This is a genomic window from Shewanella benthica KT99, from assembly GCF_000172075.1.
Taxonomy (GTDB): Bacteria; Pseudomonadota; Gammaproteobacteria; order Enterobacterales; family Shewanellaceae; genus Shewanella; species Shewanella benthica_A.
The window spans coordinates 26,322-47,962 of record NZ_ABIC01000033.1; the positions used below are offsets into that span (position 1 = coordinate 26,322).

17 protein-coding genes, 1 tRNA gene and 5 pseudogenes are annotated in these 21,641 nt (G+C 46.6%); 16 read left to right on the forward strand and 7 right to left on the reverse strand.

What is annotated here, in order from left to right:
* Positions 1–434: 434 nt before the first annotated feature.
* The 10 genes and pseudogenes from KT99_RS14380 to KT99_RS14420 all read left to right on the forward strand — a co-directional run bounded on the left by KT99_RS14380 (position 435) and on the right by KT99_RS14420 (position 9,818).
* Positions 435–1,169 (forward strand): IS1595 family transposase, encoded by a 735-nt coding sequence (locus KT99_RS14380; RefSeq protein WP_005501365.1) that lies wholly within the window; start codon positions 435–437, stop codon positions 1,167–1,169.
* A gap of 210 nt (positions 1,170–1,379) precedes the next feature.
* A complete protein-coding gene (locus tag KT99_RS14385; protein WP_040572049.1) occupies positions 1,380–1,928 on the forward strand; it encodes a cupin domain-containing protein in 549 nt (182 codons plus the stop codon).
* A 602-nt stretch (positions 1,929–2,530) separates the two neighbouring features.
* Positions 2,531–3,292: a gamma-glutamyl-gamma-aminobutyrate hydrolase family protein gene (locus tag KT99_RS14390; RefSeq protein ID WP_005501368.1), complete on the forward strand. Its 762-nt coding sequence runs from the start codon at positions 2,531–2,533 to the stop codon at positions 3,290–3,292.
* Between the two features lie 3 nt (positions 3,293–3,295).
* A pseudogene (locus KT99_RS14395) lies at positions 3,296–4,654 on the forward strand (glutamine synthetase family protein).
* A 256-nt stretch (positions 4,655–4,910) separates the two neighbouring features.
* Positions 4,911–6,011: a polyamine ABC transporter substrate-binding protein gene (locus KT99_RS14400; protein WP_005501376.1), complete on the forward strand. Its 1,101-nt coding sequence runs from the start codon at positions 4,911–4,913 to the stop codon at positions 6,009–6,011.
* 108 nt (positions 6,012–6,119) lie between these two features.
* A pseudogene (locus KT99_RS14405) lies at positions 6,120–7,038 on the forward strand (ATP-binding cassette domain-containing protein).
* A 9-nt stretch (positions 7,039–7,047) separates the two neighbouring features.
* A pseudogene (locus tag KT99_RS14410) lies at positions 7,048–7,957 on the forward strand (ABC transporter permease subunit).
* Positions 7,954–8,433: pseudogene (locus tag KT99_RS22960) on the forward strand (putrescine ABC transporter permease PotI); the annotation flags it as partial. The pseudogenes KT99_RS14410 and KT99_RS22960, both read left to right, overlap by 4 nt.
* Positions 8,434–8,462: 29 nt before the next feature.
* A pseudogene (locus KT99_RS14415) lies at positions 8,463–9,095 on the forward strand (NAD(P)/FAD-dependent oxidoreductase); the annotation flags it as partial.
* A 294-nt stretch (positions 9,096–9,389) separates the two neighbouring features.
* Positions 9,390–9,818 (forward strand): hypothetical protein, encoded by a 429-nt coding sequence (locus tag KT99_RS14420; RefSeq protein ID WP_232504307.1) that lies wholly within the window; start codon positions 9,390–9,392, stop codon positions 9,816–9,818.
* Between the two features lie 49 nt (positions 9,819–9,867).
* Here KT99_RS14420 and KT99_RS14425 read toward each other — a convergent pair.
* The 5 genes from KT99_RS14425 to rpsU all read right to left on the reverse strand — a co-directional run bounded on the left by KT99_RS14425 (position 9,868) and on the right by rpsU (position 14,808).
* Positions 9,868–9,944 (reverse strand) — tRNA-Ile (locus KT99_RS14425).
* A 405-nt stretch (positions 9,945–10,349) separates the two neighbouring features.
* The gene (gene rpoD, locus KT99_RS14430; RefSeq protein ID WP_005501389.1) at positions 10,350–12,179 is read right to left on the reverse strand and encodes an RNA polymerase sigma factor RpoD; all 1,830 of its coding nucleotides are present in this window, start codon (positions 12,177–12,179) and stop codon (positions 10,350–10,352) included.
* 128 nt (positions 12,180–12,307) lie between these two features.
* Positions 12,308–14,035 (reverse strand): DNA primase, encoded by a 1,728-nt coding sequence (dnaG, locus tag KT99_RS14435; protein WP_005501390.1) that lies wholly within the window; start codon positions 14,033–14,035, stop codon positions 12,308–12,310.
* A gap of 107 nt (positions 14,036–14,142) precedes the next feature.
* Positions 14,143–14,586: a GatB/YqeY domain-containing protein gene (locus tag KT99_RS14440; RefSeq protein ID WP_040572040.1), complete on the reverse strand. Its 444-nt coding sequence runs from the start codon at positions 14,584–14,586 to the stop codon at positions 14,143–14,145.
* A gap of 6 nt (positions 14,587–14,592) precedes the next feature.
* Complete coding sequence (rpsU, locus tag KT99_RS14445) at positions 14,593–14,808, reverse strand: 30S ribosomal protein S21 (RefSeq protein WP_005501392.1); 216 nt, start codon at positions 14,806–14,808, stop codon at positions 14,593–14,595.
* Between the two features lie 318 nt (positions 14,809–15,126).
* Between rpsU and tsaD the strand changes: the two genes are divergently transcribed.
* Complete coding sequence (gene tsaD / locus KT99_RS14450; RefSeq protein WP_005501394.1) at positions 15,127–16,140, forward strand: tRNA (adenosine(37)-N6)-threonylcarbamoyltransferase complex transferase subunit TsaD; 1,014 nt, start codon at positions 15,127–15,129, stop codon at positions 16,138–16,140.
* Between the two features lie 107 nt (positions 16,141–16,247).
* On the opposite strand, the gene plsY is transcribed toward tsaD, so the two are convergent.
* Entirely contained in the window at positions 16,248–16,856 is a 609-nt protein-coding gene (gene plsY, locus KT99_RS14455) for a glycerol-3-phosphate 1-O-acyltransferase PlsY (RefSeq protein ID WP_040572041.1), read from the reverse strand.
* A 284-nt stretch (positions 16,857–17,140) separates the two neighbouring features.
* Between plsY and folB the strand changes: the two genes are divergently transcribed.
* The 5 genes from folB (at position 17,141) to KT99_RS14480 (ending at position 20,999) form a co-directional block, all read left to right on the forward strand.
* A complete protein-coding gene (gene folB, locus KT99_RS14460) occupies positions 17,141–17,494 on the forward strand; it encodes a dihydroneopterin aldolase (protein WP_040572042.1) in 354 nt (117 codons plus the stop codon).
* Complete coding sequence (gene folK / locus KT99_RS14465; protein ID WP_005501401.1) at positions 17,495–18,025, forward strand: 2-amino-4-hydroxy-6-hydroxymethyldihydropteridine diphosphokinase; 531 nt, start codon at positions 17,495–17,497, stop codon at positions 18,023–18,025.
* A 71-nt stretch (positions 18,026–18,096) separates the two neighbouring features.
* A complete protein-coding gene (locus KT99_RS14470; RefSeq protein WP_005501403.1) occupies positions 18,097–18,897 on the forward strand; it encodes an undecaprenyl-diphosphate phosphatase in 801 nt (266 codons plus the stop codon).
* 16 nt (positions 18,898–18,913) lie between these two features.
* Positions 18,914–19,888, forward strand: a complete 975-nt coding sequence (locus KT99_RS14475; protein ID WP_040572043.1) for a putative RNA methyltransferase — start codon at positions 18,914–18,916, stop codon at positions 19,886–19,888.
* 208 nt (positions 19,889–20,096) lie between these two features.
* Positions 20,097–20,999, forward strand: a complete 903-nt coding sequence (locus tag KT99_RS14480) for a L,D-transpeptidase family protein (protein ID WP_040572044.1) — start codon at positions 20,097–20,099, stop codon at positions 20,997–20,999.
* A gap of 339 nt (positions 21,000–21,338) precedes the next feature.
* Here KT99_RS14480 and KT99_RS14485 read toward each other — a convergent pair whose 3' ends face one another.
* Positions 21,339–21,605, reverse strand: a complete 267-nt coding sequence (locus tag KT99_RS14485) for an Lpp/OprI family alanine-zipper lipoprotein (RefSeq protein ID WP_005501409.1) — start codon at positions 21,603–21,605, stop codon at positions 21,339–21,341.
* Positions 21,606–21,641 lie beyond the last annotated feature (36 nt).

The following is a 21,641-nucleotide window of genomic DNA, read 5'->3' on the forward strand; positions in this document are numbered from 1 at the left end:
GCGTGAAACTCTTCGAGCGAGTGATTAGGGTGAATATGGCATAGCCATGAGGCTATGAACGAGAAGCATGGAAGCTGAACTGGCTGTTGTATATGGACATATTTGTCGAACTGGCTCTTAAACATGGAGGTTGTTTGATGTCGCAGAGGCTATAGGGACCCGCCTTCTCAAAAGAGGGCGCCGTGTCGCAGAAGTGTCTGCACATCCCTCACCGGGCAGGTGTTAGAAGACAACTATCTTGAATAACACCGCCTATGCAACTCTGTACACTAACTAAACACCAAATCAGCCCAATGAACCCAACCTAAAAAGAGACTTGAACCTTGTTATCCGACAAGCCCCTATAGTTAAACCAAAATTTAACATGCCTCTGCATATGAGTCAGTTTCAGTCTATTCTTATTGTATAAATCACGACTGGAAGTGAGATTGACGATGAAAACGCCTGAAGCTAGTTTTTTTGAATGGCAACGCCAGTTGGGTTCTGAAATTGATTGTTTAAACCACCTTCCCTTAGCGAAGTGGTTTTGGGCCATCTACTTTCTCGGCTCAGATAAAGGCAGCATTTCAGCATTGAGGCTCAGTAAACTCATTGAGGTTAATTGGCGAACGGCACGCTTAATATTGAGCAAGTTGAGAACGGCAATGGGTCATAGAGACAGTCTATATAGGCTTTCAGGTCTCATTGAAATTGATGATGCCTTCGTTGGGGGAAAGAGAAAAGGTAAACGCGGACGTGGAGCCGCAGGGAAAACACCTGTGTTAATTGCTGTTGAAAGCAAAGGGAAACGCGCGGGATTTATCGCTATGCAGGCCGTCGACAGTGTTTGTCATGAAGCCGTTAACGATTTTGTTGCTAGGCACTTAAATGCACAGCAAGAAGTTCATACTGACGGACTAGCCGCTTTGAATATCATAGATAACACTCAACAGCATGAAGCTAGGGTTACACCGAGTGAGTTGGTCGATGAATGGTTGCCTTGGGTTCATATTGCAATAGGTAACTTAAAAGCCTTTTTACTCGGCACATTTCATGGAGTTTCGGGAAAATACCCTCAAGAATACCTTAGTGAGTTCTGTTATCGGTTTAACCGAAGAAAAATGGAAAAAGAAATCCCTAATAGGCGGTTAAATCTGGCAATAATTCATGCGCCTGTACATTCGTACTGAGTGAGGTACATAAGCATGTTGAGAATTAACCTGACTTAGCCCAGTATGTTTTTGCAATTAAGCGAGAGTCATATATAATTCACGGGCGTTGTTTATATTCAACATGCTTTTTTGTTTGATACAAATTAGTATAAAGAATAATCTGCACATTTTTTATCCTAGATTAATAGTAATAAAGAATAATTAAGCATTCTTACAGGAGATATGCATTTGGATATTGGAGCTAGCCTGAAAGTTATCCGTAAACAGAAAGGTCTGTCGCAACGAGAACTTGCTAAGAGAGCTGGAGTGACCAATAGCACCATCTCTATGATTGAGAAAAATAGCGTCAGTCCTTCGGTGAACTCATTGAAGAAGGTGCTATCGGGTTTATCTCTGTCTCTGGTCGATTTCTTCTCCATGGAGGGGAACACTCAAAGTGAGGCCAAGGTGGTGTACCGAAGTGATGACCTATTGGACATAGGTGACGGCAACTTAGACTATAAGTTAATCGGACGAGATTACCCTAATCGCGCCATGTCGGTAATGAGTGAGACTTATCCTCCCGGCTCAGACACAGGTGCAGAGATGCTCAAGCATGAGGGTGAAGAAGCGGCCATGGTGATCGAAGGCAGACTCGAGCTCACGGTAGGGGATGAGGTTTTTATTCTCGAAGCCGGTGATAGTTATTACTTTAACAGTGAGTCTCCCCATAGATTCAGAAACCCATTCGATGAAGAGTGTCGGCTGGTGAGTGCCACGACTCCTGCCAATTTCTAATACTCATTTGTTCGATTGAGTGATTTACTTTTAGATACAATTTACTCGATGGTATATGAGTGCGGTTTTACCGCACTTTTCGCCAATTTTACCTTATTTCTTGCTTCCTGCTTATCTCCTCTCTGTTTTATCCCTTTCGCCTTGGCGTGATCCATGCTGTCTTATGGCTATTTTCTAGCAGATTCAAAGTTTACCGCCATTAGTATCTAGACTTTTATGCTGTTATTTGTAAAACCTTCAGTATAAATAGTGATTTACAGCTTAGTAAATAATCAATTTATTGAATATTTGATGTAAATAATATTGGTCAATGTCAAGCCGTAGCCGTGATCTATATCGCTAAGGTTAAGTCATATATTTTCATTTTAAACTGATAAATGGCTTGTTTCTAGCACTGGTTGAATGCGATGTTTGTCTAAGTTGATGTTATTAAGTGATTTATTTTGTTTGGTGTTATCATTTTTAATTGTATTCAATTAGCCTCTTGCCTGTTTGCTATTTTCAGTGTGGCGTTTGAAAAACTGAACAGCTGCTCAATGTGTGTTCACATACTTGAGCAAGTGTGAAAGACAAAATTAAAAATATAACAATAAAGGTGATTTATGTCGGATGCAGGGCTTGCTGTCATTGGAGTGACGGCGTGCAATCAGGATTTAGGCTTACATCCATTCAATATAGTCGGTGAAAAGTACCTGCTTAGTATCGCGGATGCGACTAAGGCTTGGCCGTTAGTCATTCCTGCATTAGGCCATTGTCCGGCGGAGTTAATCTTACCTCGTCTGGACGGCATTCTCTTTACCGGTTCTCCTTCAAACATCGAGCCCCATCACTTTCAGGGCCAGCCAAGCGAGGCCGGCACTCACCACGATCCTAAACGCGACGCGACAACACTGCCTCTACTCAAGGCGGCAATAGATGCCGGTATTCCTGTGTTGGCGATTTGCCGTGGTTTTCAGGAGATGAATGTGGTCTTCGGTGGCAGTTTGCACCAGAAATTACATCAAGTGGGTGGATTCATCGAGCATAGAGAAGATAAGCAAGAGCCGGTCGAAGTGCAGTATGGCATCTCTCACGAGGTACACATTGAACCTGGAGGATTGCTCCATGAGGCGTGGGGCCGTAGCTCCGCAGAGGTGAACTCTGTGTATACCCAAGGCGTCGATCGTCTAGGTATTGGGTTTCGACCAGAAGCATATGCCCCAGATGGTTTAGTAGAGGCATTCTCTATTAAAGATGCAAAGAATTTTGCACTGGGCGTGCAGTGGCATCCTGAATGGAAGGTGTTAGACAATCCGTTTTACACCTCAATTTTTAACGCTTTCAGTGTTGCCTGTGAGCGCCGTGCAAACAGCCGAACGAGATAAAAAATGAAAAAATTAACCGCTTATTTAAAAGAACAAAAAATAACAGAAGTTGAATGTGTCATCTGTGATATGACCGGAATCGCCCGGGGCAAGATTGCGCCGGTGGATAAGTTTATCGACGAGAAGGGCATGCGTATGCCCGAGAGCGTATTGCTGCAGACGGTGACCGGGGATTATGTCGAAGATGAGCCCTATGATGCTCTGTTAGATAAGGCCGATATCGATTTTATCTGTGTGCCCGACGAGAATGCCGTGTTCAAGTTACCTTGGACCATAGAGGCAACGGCCCAGATTATTCATGATACCTATGACAAGATGGGCAATCCTATAGAGTTGTCTCCGCGAAATGTGTTGAAGAAGGTGCTCAAGCTCTATGAAGAAAAAGGCTGGAAGCCTGTGGTTGCGCCTGAGATGGAGTTTTATCTGACTCGTCGTAATGAAGATCCCGATCAGCCGTTGATCCCTCCCGTGGGACGCAGTGGTCGTCAGGAGTCAGGTAGACAATCCTTCTCTATCGATGCGGCTAATGAGTACGATCTTTTGTTTGAAGATATGTATGATTGGTGTGACATCCAAGGTTTAGATATCGATACCCTGATCCATGAAGAGGGCACGGCCCAGATGGAGATTAACTTCAGTCATGGTGATGCCCTGTCTCTTGCCGATCAGGTGTTTGTATTTAAACGTACGCTGCGTGAGGCGGCACTTAAACACAATGTCTGCGCCACTTTCATGGCCAAGCCAGTACCCGATGAGCCTGACAGTGCCATGCACCTCCATCAGAGCATAGTGGACACTAAAACCGGTAAGAACATCTTCTCATTGAATGACGGTACTAAGGGCCCGCTGTTTTACAGCTATATCGGTGGCCTGCAGAAATATATTCCCGAGTTATTCCCGAGTTATTGCCGTTACTCGCCCCGAATGTGAACTCATTCAGACGCTTCCTTCCCGGTACCTCTGCGCCTATCAACCTCGAATGGGGAGAGGAGAACAGAACCTGCGGTCTGCGTATTCCCGAGTCTTCTCCGCAAAACCTGAGAGTTGAGAATCGCATCGCTGGAGCCGATGCCAACAGTTATCTGTCTATCGCCGCCAGTTTGTTAGCCGGCTATATCGGCATGATTGAGGATGTTAAGCCATCTACGCCAGTTCAAGGGAGTGCCAATGAGAGCCCAAAGTATCAGCTTGCCGCTGACACTAGAGGAAGCCCTAGGGGTTATGGCTGAAAGTGCCGCGTGTCGTGAATACCTAGGAGAGGCGTTTACCACAGGTTATATCGCGGTGAAACAGGCGGATCTTGCCAGTTATAAACGAGTGATCAGCTCCTGGGAACGTGAGTTCCTACTGTTAACTGTTTAATCGAATCGGGAGCCGTTAGGGGCTCCCTTAGCTTTGGGTTTTAAAGTGGGTTAACCCATTAGAGAGAATGAAATAAGCGTCAAGCAGTCAACTGAGCTTGATGTGCAGTAATGCCCTGTTAGCAGGTTTACATGGCAGGCGGTCGGTGCGGTTTTTAGGTGTAGCATTGGAAAAAAATAAAATCGATTTATATCGGTAACACAATGACTAACAGCTAGTTTAAGGCTATCTGTAACACGCTAGAATGGAGAGATAAATGGATCTTTTTAAAACGCTGAAAACATCATTTTTGGTCCTCAGCTGTACTTTAGTCGGTGCTGGAGTTCATGCCGAAGAGGTGCTAAAGGTTTACAACTGGAACGATTATATTGCTAAGGATACCTTAGCAAACTTCCAGAAAGAGACTGGGATTCGGGTCATATATGATGTGTTCGATAGCATGGAGGTAGTGGAGGCTAAACTGCTTTCAGGCCATTCTGGCTATGACATAGTGGTGCCGTCCAATGACTTCTTAGCTAAGCAGATTAAGATGGGCGCTTTTCTGCCCTTAGATAAGAGTAAGTTGACTAACTTAGGCAATTTAAACTCAGATCTTATGCAGCAGCTTGAGAAGGCCGATCCGCAAAATAAGTTTGCTGTGCCTTATTTGTGGGGAACCACAGGGATAGGTTACAACCTGGAAAAGGTCAAAGCTGTGTTAGGGGAAGAGCCACCATTTGATTCTCTGGAGCTTCTCTTTAACCCCAAGTATGCCGAGAAGATATCCAGCTGTGGTTTCTCCATGATGGATTCTGCCGATGAGATGATGTCTCAAGCGCTCACTTACCTCAAACTCGACCCTAACAGCACGAATCCTGATGATTATAAGCTTGCCGGTGAAGCGATAGCTAAGGTTCGTCCCTATGTGACTTACTTCCATTCATCTCGTTATATTATCGATCTGGCTAATGGCGATATCTGTGTTGCATTCGGTTATTCGGGAGATATTTTCCAGGCGGCGGCTCGTGCCGAAGAGGCCGATAATGGTCAAGTGATTAGTTATGCCATTCCGAAAGAGGGGGCTAATCTTTGGTTCGATATGCTGGCGATCCCTGCCGATGCTAAAAATGTTAAGAATGCACATACCTTCATCAACTACCTGCTTCGTCCTGAAGTGATAGCCCCTATTACTAACTATGTAGCTTATGCCAATCCTAACTTAGCCGCTCAAGAGTTTGTAGATAAGGAGATCTTAAACGATACCTCCATCTATCCCAATGAAGAGATCCTCAAGCGCCTTTATGTGGGTGAGGTTCGTCCGTTGAAGGCCCAGCGTGTGATGACTCGCGTCTGGACCAAGGTTAAATCTGGTTATTAGAAGGTAAGGGTAGCCTGTGGGTTTGCCCTTTTTTGTCTAAATCTCTTTTGTTATTCAATTTTATATTACCGTAGGCACTGAAATCAGTGCCTGTTGTGGAGAAGTAATATGGTTAGCAACGCAGGCGTCGTCAATAAACCAACAACAAAGACGCAAGGTGAGCTATTGCTTAAGGTTGAGCGGGTTAGCAAATTATTCGATGAGGTCCGAGCCGTCGATGATGTGTCACTGAACATATATAAGGGAGAGATCTTCGCCCTGTTAGGTGGCTCTGGCTCAGGCAAGTCCACCTTACTACGCATCTTGGCAGGTTTCGAGAAGCCCTCCGAGGGACGCATTATCCTCGACGGAGTCGACATCACTGACATGCCGCCCATGAGCGCCCCATCAATATGATGTTCCAATCCTATGCCCTGTTTCCTCATATGACGGTGGGAAAAAATATCGCCTTCGGTCTGCAGCTGGAAGTGGTCGATATTCTCGAAGAGGTTGGGGTGACCTGTGTGATGGTGACCCACGATCAGGAAGAATCCATGACCATGGCGGAGCGTATCGCCATCATGCATGAGGGCAAGATAGTGCAGACTGGCTCGCCCATGGATATTTATGAGAGCCCCTCCTGCCGTATGGTGGCGGAATTTATCGGCTCGGTGAATCTATTCGAGGGTGAAATTGTCGTCGATGAGCCGGATCATGCCATCATACAATCTCCCAACTTCACCCAACAATTCTATATCGGCCACGGCGTCTCGACCAATGTCGATGATAAACGTGTCTGGTTAGCGGTCAGGCCGGAGAAGGCGCGTATCAGCCGCGAACAACCGGACAGTGAATATAACTGGTGCCGAGGGGAGGTTGAGGATATCGCCTACCTGGGGGGATATCTGTTTACTATATTCGACTGAATAATAATCAACTGATCCAGTCGATGATGACTAACAGAGAGCGTCGCTCGGATCCGCCGACATGGCAAGACAAGGTATTCATCAGCTGGGAGGCCACCAGTGGAGTGGTTCTCAGATCTTAAGGTGGCATCATGAAAAGATCATTAACGTTTAGATTACCCAAGGGAAAATACTGGACCATAGGCTTGCCTTACTTCTGGTTACTCTTGTTCTTTGCCCTCCCGTTCGCCATCGTACTGAAAATTAGCCTGTCGACGGCAGCCATCTCGATCCCTCCCTATGAGTCTCTGGCCAGTTATGCCGATGAGTCATTGCAGATCATGCTCAATCTGGGGAACTACCTGCTGATCTTCGAAGACTCCCTGTATTTTCATGCTTATATGGGCTCACTCAAGATGGCCTTTATTACCACTTTAGGCTGCTTGTTGATCGGTTATCCCATGGCTTACCCCATTGCCAGAGCCCTGAAGAAGAATCAAGGACTATTGATTTTATTGGTGATGTTGCCTTCGTGGACCTCATTCCTCATTCGGGTTTATGCCTGGATGGGACTGCTAAGCAATAACGGGGTGATCAATAATTTCTTAATCTGGCTTGGGGTGATCTCCGAGCCCATTCAGACAGATGCTCAACACTAACTTTGCCGTTTATATCGGCATCATCTACACCTATCTGCCGTTTATGATACTCCCCCTATATGCGACTCTGTCTCAGCTCGATGGCAGCTTGTTAGAGGCGGCGTCGGATCTGGGCTCCCGTAGTCTGAATACTTTCTGGAAGGTCACCTTACCTCTGTCTAAGGGCGGGGTTATTGCGGGCTCCATGCTGGTGTTTATTCCCGTCGTCGGTGAGTTCGTTATCCCTGAACTCTTGGGTGGCCCGGATTCCTTGATGATAGGTAAGGTGTTGTGGCAGGAGTTCTTCAATAACCGGGACTGGCCCGTGGCATCGGCGCTGGCGATCATCATGTTAGGTCTGTTAATCATACCTATCACCTTGTTCCACCGCTATCAGGCCAAGAGTATGGAGAGTGACCTATGAGCAGATTAAGCAAGCTGAGTTTCTCTACCATCATGCTGTGGGCGGGGATGTTTTTCCTCTACGCTCCCATGCTTGTCTTAGTCATCTACTCCTTCAACGAGTCTAAGCTGGTGACTGTGTGGGGCGGATTCTCACCTAAGTGGTACGGTGAATTGTTTCGCGATCAGCAGATCTTAGATGCGGTATGGACCAGCTTGAAAGTGGCCTTTTTCGCCTCCACCATGGCTGTGGTATTAGGCACAATGGCGGCGTTCGTGATGACACGTTTCAAACGTTCATGGGGCAAGATAACACTATCGAACATGATCACCGCTCCTTTAGTGATGCCGGAAGTGATCACGGGTCTGTCGCTGTTGTTGCTGTTTATTCATATGGCAGATCTATTCGGTTGGCCTAAGGAGCGCGGCTTGATGACGGTGTGGATTGCTCCCTCGACCTTCTGTGCATCCTATGTGGCCGTGGTGGTTTCGGCTCGGCCGTTATTAAGGTTGAGCAGGGGGGTAATCCGACTATTCATACGGCGCAAGGTTCGGTCAAAGCCAAGTTTGTCATCGTTGCGGGTAATGCCTATCTCAGCGGACTCATCCCAGAATTACAGGCCAAGTCTATGCCCTGTGGCTCTCAGGTCATCACCACTGAGCCATTGAGTGACGAGCTCGCCGCCAGCTTGTTACCACAAGACTACTGCGTCGAAGACTGTAACTATCTGCTGGATTACTTCAGGCTATCCGGCGATAAACGACTCATCTATGGCGGCGGCGTTGTCTACGGCGCAAGAGATCCCGCCGATATCGCGGCCATCATACGGCCCAAGATGCTGGAGACCTTCCCGCAACTCAAAGATGTAAAAATTGAATATACCTGGACGGGAAACTTTCTGCTGACTCTGTCCCGTCTTCCTCAAGTCGGTCGTATCGGCGACAACATCTATTACTCACAAGGCTGTAGCGGTCATGGGGTGACCTACACTCATCTGGCGGGCAAGATACTCGCCGATGTGATCCACGGACAGGCGACCCGCTTCGATGCGTTCGCCAGCTTGCCGCATTACCCTTTCCCTGGGGGCCATATACTGCAAGTGCCGTTTAGTGCTATTGGGGCCTGGTACTACACCATGAGAGACAAGTTAGGCATCTAGTCCTGCCATAGAAAAGTCTGCCATAGAGAAATAGAAAAGAGAGTTAACTTTGAGAAAGAGCCTGCAGTGATGCAGGCTCTTTTGTTTGAATATTATATGGTTCCCTTCTCATTCGCGTATTTGCTTTCCCACCAGATAACCTGATACAGATAAATTGGTTACCAGTTTAGAAAAGCGAGCAATCCGATTTTAGTGATAGATGCCACTATTCAAAAGATAAATCTAATGTAATATATGTATCCATAAGAAAAATCTTATTTAATGGAGAGTAAAATACAGAGGCTACATATGTTCATGATTGAGTTAAATGATACTGGTTGGAGATATTGGCTGGTAACCGCTGCACTGCTTACTTACGGAGTCATCGTTGACCCCTTGGGTTATATGCTTGCAATAGGTCTTACCGTCGTTCATCTACTCCACTTTATCATGATGAAACGAAGTGTTACTGCATTTCCCATACAGGTTCGATTTTGGTATTTATCACTGCTACTACTGGCACAGATAGAAGGGCTCCAGTGGATATATTGGATCCCGACAATAGGCACTTGGGCTCAGGTACTATTGGGCTACTGCGCCATGGCACGCTTCGTTTCACTGTTGCCCTGGAACAGCAGTGAGCGTTTTTCATTTGCTAGGGTCACCCGAACTTTTCTCGCCCGCCCCGTAAAAGGAAGCATCAAGCAAAACGTTTCTGCTGAAAATAAAGCGAGGAAGCTTTAATTCAGACACAAAAAAGCCCATCTTATCAATGGGCTTTTTTGTTTTGAATTGGTGGCCCCTCACAGACTTGAACTGTGGACCTGACGATTATGAGTCGTATGCTCTAACCAACTGAGCTAAGGGGCCTACTAAAGGAAGTCGTCACTACCTAAAGCGACGAGAAGTATACGAGGTTTAAATGCGCTTGTCACCCGTGTTTTGAAGAGAAATGCTAACTTTGAATTCAACTGCTTATCTGTTAATCAATCCGCGGGGAATTTATCTGTTTCTGCTATTTTTATGGGCAGTTAATTTGTGGGGAAGTCGTGGGGATTCTGAATTACTTACTTTTTTACCCGTTAATCCTGGCGAAACGGTCGATTTAATTCTTCGTTTAATCTTTAATTAAACCTCCAGTTTCAAATTTTTTAACTTAACTTCAGATTTAAGGGCTTATTTGGGTTTTATTCGGAAAGTGAGAGGAAAACAAAAAGCCCCACCAAAAATGGCAGGGCTTTCGAGTCTCAACGAGCTAATGCTTAGCGACTAGACTTACTCGTCAAGGAAAGACTTGAGTATCTCAGAGCGAGAAGGGTGACGTAGCTTACGCAGCGCCTTAGCTTCAATCTGACGAATACGCTCACGGGTCACATCGAACTGCTTACCAACCTCTTCGAGGGTATGGTCAGTGTTCATGTCGATACCGAAACGCATACGCAACACCTTAGCTTCACGGGCCGTTAGGCCTGCTAATACTTCGTGAGTCGCGTTTCTCAGGCTCTCGCCCGTGGCCGAGTCCAAAGGTAGCTCGAGAGTGGTATCCTCGATGAAATCACCTAAGTGCGAATCTTCGTCATCACCGATAGGTGTTTCCATTGAGATAGGCTCTTTGGCAATCTTAAGTACCTTACGGATCTTATCTTCAGGCATCATCATACGCTCAGCCAGCTCTTCAGGAGTCGGCTCGCGGCCCATTTCCTGTAGCATCTGACGAGAAATACGGTTCAGCTTGTTGATTGTCTCAATCATATGCACCGGGATACGGATCGTTCTTGCCTGATCGGCAATAGAGCGAGTGATCGCCTGACGGATCCACCAAGTTGCGTAGGTTGAGAACTTGTAACCACGACGATATTCGAACTTATCAACCGCCTTCATCAGGCCTATGTTACCTTCCTGAATAAGATCCAGGAACTGCAGACCACGGTTGGTGTATTTTTTCGCAATAGAGATAACCAGACGTAAGTTAGCTTCTACCATCTCTTTCTTAGCGCGGCGAGCCTTAGCTTCACCAATCGACATACGACGGTTGATATCCTTGATAGACGCAATCGCGAGTCCGGTTTCTTTCTCGATAATATCGAGCTTGAAGCGACAACGACGAACGTCAGTCTCGACCATCTGTAAACCTGCAACATAAGGTTTCTTAGAGGCGAGTTCGGCGTCAAACCAGGCTATGCTGCTTTCGTCGGCGGTATAACACTTAACGAAGTTTTTCTTAGGCATTTTAGCTTGCTCAACACAGAGCTTCATGATCAAACGTTCTTGAACACGGACCTTATCCATGGTGGCACGCATGCCCTTGACTAAGCGATCGAACTGCTTAGGCATAAGACGGAATTCTTTAAATAATTCACCGATTTCAAATAGGGCTACGGTTGCTTCAGGATGGCCACGACCCTTGTCTGCGATGATCCTCAGCGTATTCTCATGTACTTCTCTTAGCTGAGTGAAGCGCTCTTTAGATTCTTCAGGATCCGGTCCTTTTGGACCTTCCTCTTCTTCATCTTCATCATCCTTCGAGTTATCTTTGTCGAGCTCACTTTGGGATAAGTCTGAACCAACGTGAGTGGCCGTTGGGGCAATATCATCGGCATTCGGGTCGATAAAACCTGAGATGATATCGGATAGACGAACTTCTTCGGCTTCATAGCGATCGAACTGATCGAGGATCGCGGCAATCGCTTGAGGATACTCGGCGACCGATGCTTGAACCGTGTTGATTCCTTCTTCGATACGTTTAGCGATAACAATCTCGCCTTCACGGGTAAGAAGTTCAACAGTGCCCATTTCACGCATATACATGCGGACAGGATCTGTTGTACGACCAAGCTCGGCCTCTACCGTTGCAAGTGCAGCGGCAGCTTCTTCTGCAGCATCATCATCTGTGCTGTCTTCTGACATCATGATTTCATCAGCATCCGGCGCCTGTTCGTAGACGCGAATACCCATGTCATTAATCATCTGGACAATATCTTCGATCTGGTCTGCATCGACCATATCAGCAGGCAAGTGATCATTCACTTCTGCATAGGTTAAGTAGCCTTGCTCTTTACCTTTAGCTAGCAACAGTTTAAGTTGCGACTGAGGAGTGTGCTCCATAGATATCATCCAAGTTGGGTATCGGTTAAAACGACGGGCAATAATTTATCGCCACGCAAATCGTCCATTATAGCCTTGTGCGCTTCCGTGTGCTAGTCCAAGTGCTTAGTTTTAAGGCGAAAAGTGTCTTAGTTTTGCCCTTGTATGACTGCAATCAGCTTGCTTAGTTGAATCCTTTCTTCTTTAGTATGGTTCTGTTTTAGACTCAATTCCTGATATCGCTGTTCAATATATTGATTATTGAGCCAGATCAGGGTTTTTCTAAACTCTTGTTGCAAGTTTTCATCCGCCACTTGATGGTCCCATCGGGTCAGTTTTTTTAGGGTGCCTAATTGCGGAGCATCCCTGTACTGTTCAAGTAGTTGTGCGCTGTTTTTAACTTGTACACGAGTAATGTCTAGCAAGTGGATCAGCAAATCTATGCCGGCCATCTTGATGTGTTTCAGTGCAGGCTGCATGGGCAGTCCCTCACCTAACATAGGATGTTGTACTAGCAGTGCGATGGCTAGTCGCAATGGAGTTCCTCGTCCTTTTAACGCTTTATTCTGCAGAGTTTGGCCCTGATATTTAGAGCTGAACCCCAACTTTCTTCTTAGCTCATCGGCACCGTTCATTCCGAGCTTATAGGCTAGATTTTCCAGCAATAAACTTTGTAAAACTATGTCTTGTACTTTCTCAATCAAACTAATGGCTTGCTTGGCTAATGTCCCTTTATCGGCGCCATGGCGTTGGGCTAAAGTTTCAAAAAGAAACTCGGGAAGTGCCTTAGCATCATCAATCTGACTTTCGAATGCTTCTTTTCCTACCTGGCGAACCATGGTATCTGGATCTTCACCTTGAGGCAGAAACATAAATTTAACTTGATTACCGGGTTTGAGCAGCGGCAGTGCGGTTTCTAATGCACGCCATGCGGCTTCTACTCCGGCTCTGTCACCGTCATAACAACAGATGACCTCTTTGGCGGTACGTAACAGGAGTTGAAACTGCTCTGCCGTGGTTGCAGTACCGAGAGAGGCGACGGCATAGTCGACATCAAACTGTGCCAGTGCGACCACATCCATGTAGCCTTCGACTATGAGTACTCGCTGTGGATCTCTGTGACGCTGTTTAAGCTCATAGAGTCCGTACAGCTCATTACCCTTATGAAATATGGGCGTTTCCGGAGAATTCAAGTATTTGGGAGTACCATCACCTAAAACCCTTCCGCCGAAGCCAATAACCCTGCCTCGTCTGTCACGAATCGGGAACATTAACCGATCGCGAAATCGGTCGTAACGTCTGCCATTATCGTTCTCAATCACCATTCCCGCGGTGAGTAGTTTATCTTGGGAATCCTGACTCTGGCGGTAACGACTGAGTAAACCATCCCAGCCCTCTGGTGCAAATCCGATATGAAAGTCTTCTATCACTTTCTCGGATAGGCCACGATGGTCCAGATAATCGACAACCTTTTGTTTGTCTTTATGTTGTCTAAGCTGGCTCTGAAAGTGTCGGCTAGCTTCTTCCATTAATTGATACAGATCGCGGCTCAATCCTTCATCGCGTCTCTTACCCGTACCTTGCTCCCTGGGCACTTCTAGACCCAGTTGCCCAGCGAGCTCTTCTATAGTATCGATAAAGTCGAGACGGTCGTATTCCATGACGAAGTCGATGACATTGCCGTGGGCACCACAGCCGAAACAATGGTAGAACTGTTTATCTCTACTGACAGTAAAAGAAGGTGATTTTTCACTATGAAACGGACAACAGGCAGAGTGATTTTTACCCGCCTTTTTAAGGGGCACCTTAACGTCGATCAAGTCGACAATATCGATGCGAGCTACTAGCTCATTGATAAAATCACGAGGTATCGCCATTAGTTTGGTAAATGCCGCCTTTCGCCATTAGCACGAAATAAAAAACTGAAACTGTACAAACAAACAAGCCGTGCAAGAGCACGGCTTATTTACGCATTATTCTTAAGTTACTTAAGTTTAGCTCTGATCATAGCGCCAATTGACGCCATATCAGCTCTGCCTAAGACTTTAGGTTTTAATGCGCCCATTACTTTGCCCATATCCGCCATGGAGGATGCGCCCATCTCTTCGATGCTGGCATCAACTAGCACGACAATCTCCTCTTCAGTAAGAGGCTTAGGCAGGAAGACTTCAAGAACCTTGATCTCTTCCGCTTCAATTGCTGCTAGTTCGTCACGTCCGGCTGCACTATATTGTGTAATCGAATCGCGACGCTGTTTAACCATTTTGGTTAAGACAGCTATAGCTTGGTCGTCGTTGAGAGTTTCGCGGGTGTCCACTTCAATCTGTTTGACGGCGGCTAGTGCCATACGGATAGTCCCCAAGCGTACCTTAGCTTTGGCACGCATGGCGTCCTTCATTTGGCTTCTTAGCTGATCAACTAGGCTCATAATAGATTAGTATAAACGTACGCGACGAGCGGTTTCGCGAGAAAGCTTCTTAGCAAGACGCTTAACTGCAGCGGCTTTAGCGCGCTTACGTGCAGTAGTTGGCTTCTCGTAGAACTCACGAGCGCGAACATCAGCTAAGATACCGGCTTTTTCACAAGAGCGCTTAAAACGACGTAGAGCTACGTCAAATGGTTCATTTTCGCGTACTTTAATTATTGGCATACGCCATCACCCCTTAGGTGTAGTTTGTAGAGAGTCAATTTCTCGACTCAAGTTAATTTAAAAATGGTGCGGAATTCTACACCGAATTAAGCGTGTTTGTAAAGCATATTTCGCGATCATATTTTAGAACTTCTCACCATCGAGATCCTATTTTAGATCCCGGCTAAGTCATGTTGAGGATATTTTGTGTATACCCGCTAATAATCACTGTAATTGATACAATTATCAGCAGGATCCAAATCAGCAGCAAGTCTATTGGTATAATTAAAGCACAGCAGGTAGAATTAGCAGCCTTTTATGACACTTTGACGGGATACGATGCGGGTTTTAGGTATTGAAACATCTTGCGATGAAACAGGAATAGCCGTTTATGATGACGAGCTGGGCTTGTTATCTCACACACTTTACAGTCAGGTAAAGCTACATGCCGATTACGGCGGGGTTGTCCCCGAACTGGCATCTCGCGATCATGTGAGAAAGATAGTGCCCTTGATTAAGAAGGCACTTGCCGATGCTAACAGTACAATGGATGACATAGATGGCGTGGCTTATACCACGGGCCCAGGTCTGGTCGGCGCCTTATTAGTGGGAGCCTGTGTGGGACGGTCATTAGCCTATTCATGGGGTAAGCCTGCCGTTGGCGTGCACCATATGGAAGGTCATCTCTTAGCTCCTATGCTAGAGGATAATGTGCCCGAGTTTCCTTTTCTTGCGCTGCTAGTATCCGGGGGACACTCTATGATGGTGGCCGTTGAAGGCATTGGACAATATGAAGTGCTCGGCGAGTCTGTTGACGATGCCGCAGGCGAGGCATTCGATAAAACCGCGAAACTCATGGGGCTAGATTACCCGGGTGGGCCAAGGTTAGCTAAGCTGGCTGAGAAAGGTGAGACTGGCCATTACCGTTTTCCTCGTCCTATGACGGATAAGCCAGGATTAAATTTCAGTTTTTCTGGCTTGAAGACCTTTGCCGCCAATACGATTGCCAGAGAGCCCGATGATGAGCAAACCCGTGCCAATATCGCCCTAGCGTTCGAAGAAGCTGTGGTCGATACACTCTCTATTAAGTGTCGTCGTGCACTGAAACAAACCGGTTATACTCGCTTAGTCATTGCCGGAGGAGTGAGTGCAAATTCACGCCTGCGCAGCTCGCTAGCCGAGATGATGCAAAATTTAGGCGGAGAAGTCTTCTATCCCAGAGGCGAGTTCTGTACCGATAATGGTGCCATGATCGCCTATGCCGGTTTGCAGAGACTGAAGGCGGGTCAGACCGAGGGTTTAGGCGTTAAAGGTATGCCACGCTGGCCGCTAGACTCGCTGCCACCGCTATAGGCTCTTAAGCTACGAGCCATAAGCTGTAAGTTGCAAGCAATAAAAACACCTGGTTTGCAGATGCAAACAGGTGTTTTTTTTATGCTTGAAGGTTTAGCTTAGGCTTGCTAAAACTTATCTTTCTTCTTGCGGGACATCTTAGATTCTTCACCCTTTAACAGCCTGCTAATATTGTCTTTGTGTCTGATGACTATCAGTGCCGAGAGCATGGAAACCGGGATGATAAATCTGTCATCCAGATACCAGGTATAGGCGGGGGCAAGCATGGCGGTGATAATCGCGGCGAGTGAGGAGTAACGGCTGATTAATACCATGACGATCCAGGTGCCTATCAAAGCAAGGGCTAAATCATGACCAATTGGGGCCATGGCGCCGAATGCGGTCGCGACTCCTTTGCCGCCTTTAAATTTAAAGAAGATAGGGAAAATATGGCCAACGCAGGCGGCGATAGCAATCAGGCCTAGGGAGACGGGGTCGACCCCTATGCGGAAGGCGAGGTAGGCGGGAAGGGCGCCTTTTAACATGTCAAACAATAGTACCATGACAGCTGAGCTGGCTCCGCCTATGCGCAGGACATTGGTCGCCCCGGGATTGCCTGATCCCTCTGTTCTTGGATCGGGAAGCCCACGCATTCGACAAACGAGCACGGCGCTGGAAATTGAGCCAGCCAGATAGGCGGTCAATATCATCACCAGAGTGAGTACTGTTAGGGTCAAATTGGTTTCCTTATCCGTCTTAAGGTATCATCGCGCCACAATATTTTTCAGTGCTAAGCCATAATCACAACTTTCTATTTTATCTGCTTTGCCTGAGAGGTAAAATCCTTCTACAGGGCCTTATCCTACTTGGGATTTGTACCGTTAGAAAGAGGCATTTAGCAAATTAATAGATAAGATTGACATTATATCTTTTTTATCCGTTAACGCTTATCAGACCTCTTGAGCCGAAGGGCGCAAATGAGCCCTCATCGATGAGGAACGAGTCTGGTTTTGGAGAGATCATGGACAGAGTATTAATAAGACAGTTAAAAATAGACACTGTTATCGGCATCTATGAGTGGGAGAAGAAGATCCATCAGACCTTGTTGATCGATCTGGATATGGCTTGGGATAACAAGCCTGCCGCGGATAGCGATGATTATCAGTATGCCTTGTGTTATGAGACGGTATCGAATCGATTAACGGCCTTGATAACCGAAAAGCCAATTGAACTGATCGAAACCATAGCCGAGATGATCGCGACCTGTTTAATGGATGAATTTGATGTGCCTTGGCTCAAGGTGACTGTGATGAAACCGGGAGCCGTGCCGAATGTTGCAGCCGTCGGTGTCGAGATTGAGCGGGGTTATTGTTAGATGTTATCTCGTGTTTATATCAGCCTAGGCAGTAATATTGAGCCTGATCGCTACCTTAAGTCTGGATTAAGTGAGCTAAGCTATCACTTTGGCAAACTCTTGCTCTCCTCTGTGTATGAAAGTGAAGCGGTCGGCTTTAAAGGCAGTAACTTTTTAAACATGGTCGTTGGCGTCGATACCGAACTGAGCATAGGTGAACTAGTGTCACTGTTTAAGCAGATCGAGCAAGACAATGGCCGTCTGGTGGGGGCTAAAAAGTTTGCTCCCAGAACATTGGATCTGGATCTGCTGCTCTATGGCGATAAGGTCACGTTCGATCCTGTTGAGTTGCCAAGGGCTGAAATCTTAACCAATGCCTTCGTTCTCTGGCCTATGGCTGAGCTTGCCGCCGATTTGATCCATCCTGCGGTGAATATTAGTTATCAAACTTTGTGGAATGAATACGATAAAACTCAGCAAAGACTTTGGCCCGTTCCATTTGCCTGGACTCCGGCTCTGGCGGATGAAGCCGCAACTCTTTACTCACTCTAAGTACAAATCTTGGCTCTCACCTAAGTACACATTTAACGACTAGGTGTAGATTCATTAATCAGGAAATATGCATGGACACATTTCAGGTCATAGTATTAGCCTTAATTCAGGGCTTGACCGAATTTTTACCCATCTCAAGCTCGGCGCATCTTATCTTACCGGCGCAACTCCTTGGCTGGGAAGATCAGGGCTTGTCCTTCGATGTCGCCGTCAATACTGGGTCATTGTGCGCCGTTATCATCTATTTCAGGCGTGAGCTGTGGTCGATGTTTATTGCCTGGGGTGGCAGCATGTTCAAGGGCGAGCACAATGATGAGAGTAAGCTGGCCTGGTGGATCATACTGGCGACTATACCGGCAGTCATAGTCGGCTTCGCCGCTAAAGATTTTATTGCTACTCATCTGCGAAATATCGAGGTGGTGGCGACGACCACTATCGTGTTTGGCCTCTTACTGTGGTGGGCCGATAGACTGACCAACAAGGGGCTGACTGAGTTTCAAGTGGGTTGGAAGAAGGCGTTGGTCATAGGCGTGGCTCAAGCCATGGCGCTGATCCCAGGCACATCCCGCTCCGGCGCGACCATCACGGCAGCCTTGATGTTGGGCCTTGGCCGTGAGGCCGCGGCGCGCTTCTCATTTTTGATGTCGGTACCCATCAGTTTAGGGGCTGCTATCTTGGTGACTAAAGATCTTATATCCAGTGGTGAGGCGATAGATTTTCAGGCGTTAACTCTGGGTATCATCGTCTCTTTCCTCGCCGCTTACGCCTGTATTCACGTATTTTTAAAATTGGTCAGCCGAATTGGCATGACCCCCTTTGTCGTCTATCGACTGGCACTGGGCGCACTCTTGTGTGTGTTTATATTCGCTTAATTGTTAAAGAGACATTATGAAAAGTATTTATCTATGCCCTGTGTGTAACCAGCCGCTGCTGATCCATCAGGAATCTCAAGGGTTACACTGTAGTAATAAGCATCATTTCGATAAGAGTGATAAGGGTTACTGGGTATTTAGCCTGCCTAAAAAGCCTAAATTAGACTCTAGGCAGGTGATGCGCGGTAAGCGTTTCTTACTCGAGTCCGGTGTATTCTCTCCGCTGGTCGACACCTTAGCCGAGATGCTCAAACCTGAGCTAGCGAATATTGCGTCAGAGGGGGGAATTGCGCATCTGGAATATGATTGTGGCGAAGGCTACTATCTTAGGGCGATAAAGTCGGCACTCAGTGAACCTCTGCAGCAAGCCGGATTAACTCTAGTGCAGCATGGCATCAATGAAGCCGAGAATGCACTCTTCTCGGCGGCGAAGATCGACGCGGAAGCGGAAGCGGACTCTGACTCAGATAATGCTACCGGCGCAGATTCTGCCAGTGACTCTGGTAATGATTCAAGTAATGATTCAAGTAATGATTCAAGTAATGACTCAGGTAATGAAAGTGAGCCAGCAGAAAAAAGTACCTTGATTGTCAGTAGCCTAAGAGCACTTCCTTTCGCAGACGCTAGCTTCGATTTAGTGACGCTAATCGATAAGCAACTCAAAGGAAAAGAGCCGTTACGGGTCCTCAAGCAAGCTGGTTATCTATTGCAGGTCTCTCCCGCCCCTCGGCACCTATGGCAGTTGAAAGGGTATATCTACCCCAATATGAAAGAGAAATCGCTGCAATCGGGTCAAGTCAGTGGACTCGAATTATTAGCGACTCAGAGAGTGACATTTAAGCTAGATGCTGATGGTGAGCAAGCCTTGACGCTGCTGGAAATGACGCCGTATGCGTGGCGGGCCAATGATAAAATGCGTAACAAGATCGCCTCAGCTAACTTCGAAGGGTTAGAGATCGACTTTATTGTTACCCTGTCGAAGAAAATATAACCTTATCGCGGCAAATTAACCTCGGCTGAACGCTTTAGTTTTACACCCTGATTTTGTACTCGATAGGGCTAGGATTTAGTGGCAGCAGGGGTTAACATTTAAGCTGAATATGAGTGTTTGAGTTATCTGCTGGTCCTTATATTGATGGGTGTTAGCGGTCGTCACATTCGCTTTGATAGTAGAGAATAAAAAGGAAATAGAGATAGCTATGATGAGAATATTGCTGTTGTTCATCTTAAGTGTAATTCCAGGCATGAGTATGGCCAACGTGTATGATCTGCCGGAAAATGGCAGTCGTCTTATCGGTGAGCTTCAGGAGCATCTGGTACAGAAGGGGGATTATTTCCAGACAATTTCCAAGCAGTACAATGTCGGTATTCTGGAGCTGATGGAGTCAAATCCAGGCGTGGACCCATTTTTACCCACCCCAGGTTCTACACTCATCATACCGACGCAGATGTTGCTACCCGATGTGCCAAGAAAAGGGATAGTGCTCAACCTACCGGAATTGCGACTCTACTACTTTCCTAAAAATGGTAAGCAAGTCCATGTCTTTCCCGTCGGGATAGGTCGCATAGGCCGTGAAACCCCTGAGATGGTTACCAAAATTAAGGCCAGAATTCCTAATCCTAGTTGGACGCCTCCGGCCAGTATCCGTAAGGAACATCTGGAGCGTGGCGAGGTTCTACCAGCCATAGTACCAGCCGGACCGGATAACCCCTTGGGTAATTATGCCATGCAGCTGTCTTATGGTGATGGCAGTTACCTGATCCACGGGACTAACAAAGATTTTGGTGTCGGCATGCGCGTCAGCTCAGGTTGCGTGCGTCTCAACCCTGATGATATCGAGTGGCTATTTAATCAGACCCAGTACGGCGATCCTGTGCGGGTGATCAACCAGACAGTCAAGATCTCTACCGAGCCCGATGGTCGTCATATCATAGAAGTGCATTCTGCCCTGTCTAAATCTGAGCTAGAGATGCAGCAAGAGAAAGTCGTGACCATGAGCGCTAACATCGTCAAGTTCATCAGCCAGGACGATATAGACAGTTTCAAGGCTAACGATGCGCTACTGACTCAGAATGGTTTACCTGTGAATATAGCGCTTTAGAGAAGGTGTTTAGAGCAGGTACTAGGCGCTGCTAGTGACTAGGAAGGCCAATTAGTTAGAACATAATAAGCAGAACAGTGTGCAGAGAGCGTCCCCAGTGGGCGCTTTTTTGTGGGCGGAAATTGTAGAAGCTTGAAGAATGAAATGTCTAAGTGGTAAGTGGTAAGTGGTAAGTTAAGAGTGACTGGAATGTACTTCGTCTTACTGATTTTCAGTTTTACTGGTGCTTACAGCTTACAGCTTACAGCTTAGATCTACTTGAACTTGTTTTGGGGGGAGATTTAGCTTAGAAGGGGGAGAACATATCGGCAACACATATGTGTTGCCGATACAGACAAATTACTTCTTGTAAGAAGAAGCAACGTTGTCTACGCGATCGTTAGCACGCTTAGCTTCAGCTTGTGCATCCATAGCAGCCGCTTTTGCATCTTTAACGTCTGCAGAAAGAGCACCTTGCTCAGACTTCAGAGAGCTAACTTCAGAAGACAGTTGATCAACCTTGTTACCTAGGTTAGAAATGCTTTCTTCTAGAGCAGTAGTGTTTGCACAGCCACCTAGTAGGGCAGTCATTGCTACACCAGCAATCATCAGTACTTTTTTGTTCATTGGGAAATCCCTTTAAATAGGTGGATAGATATGCAC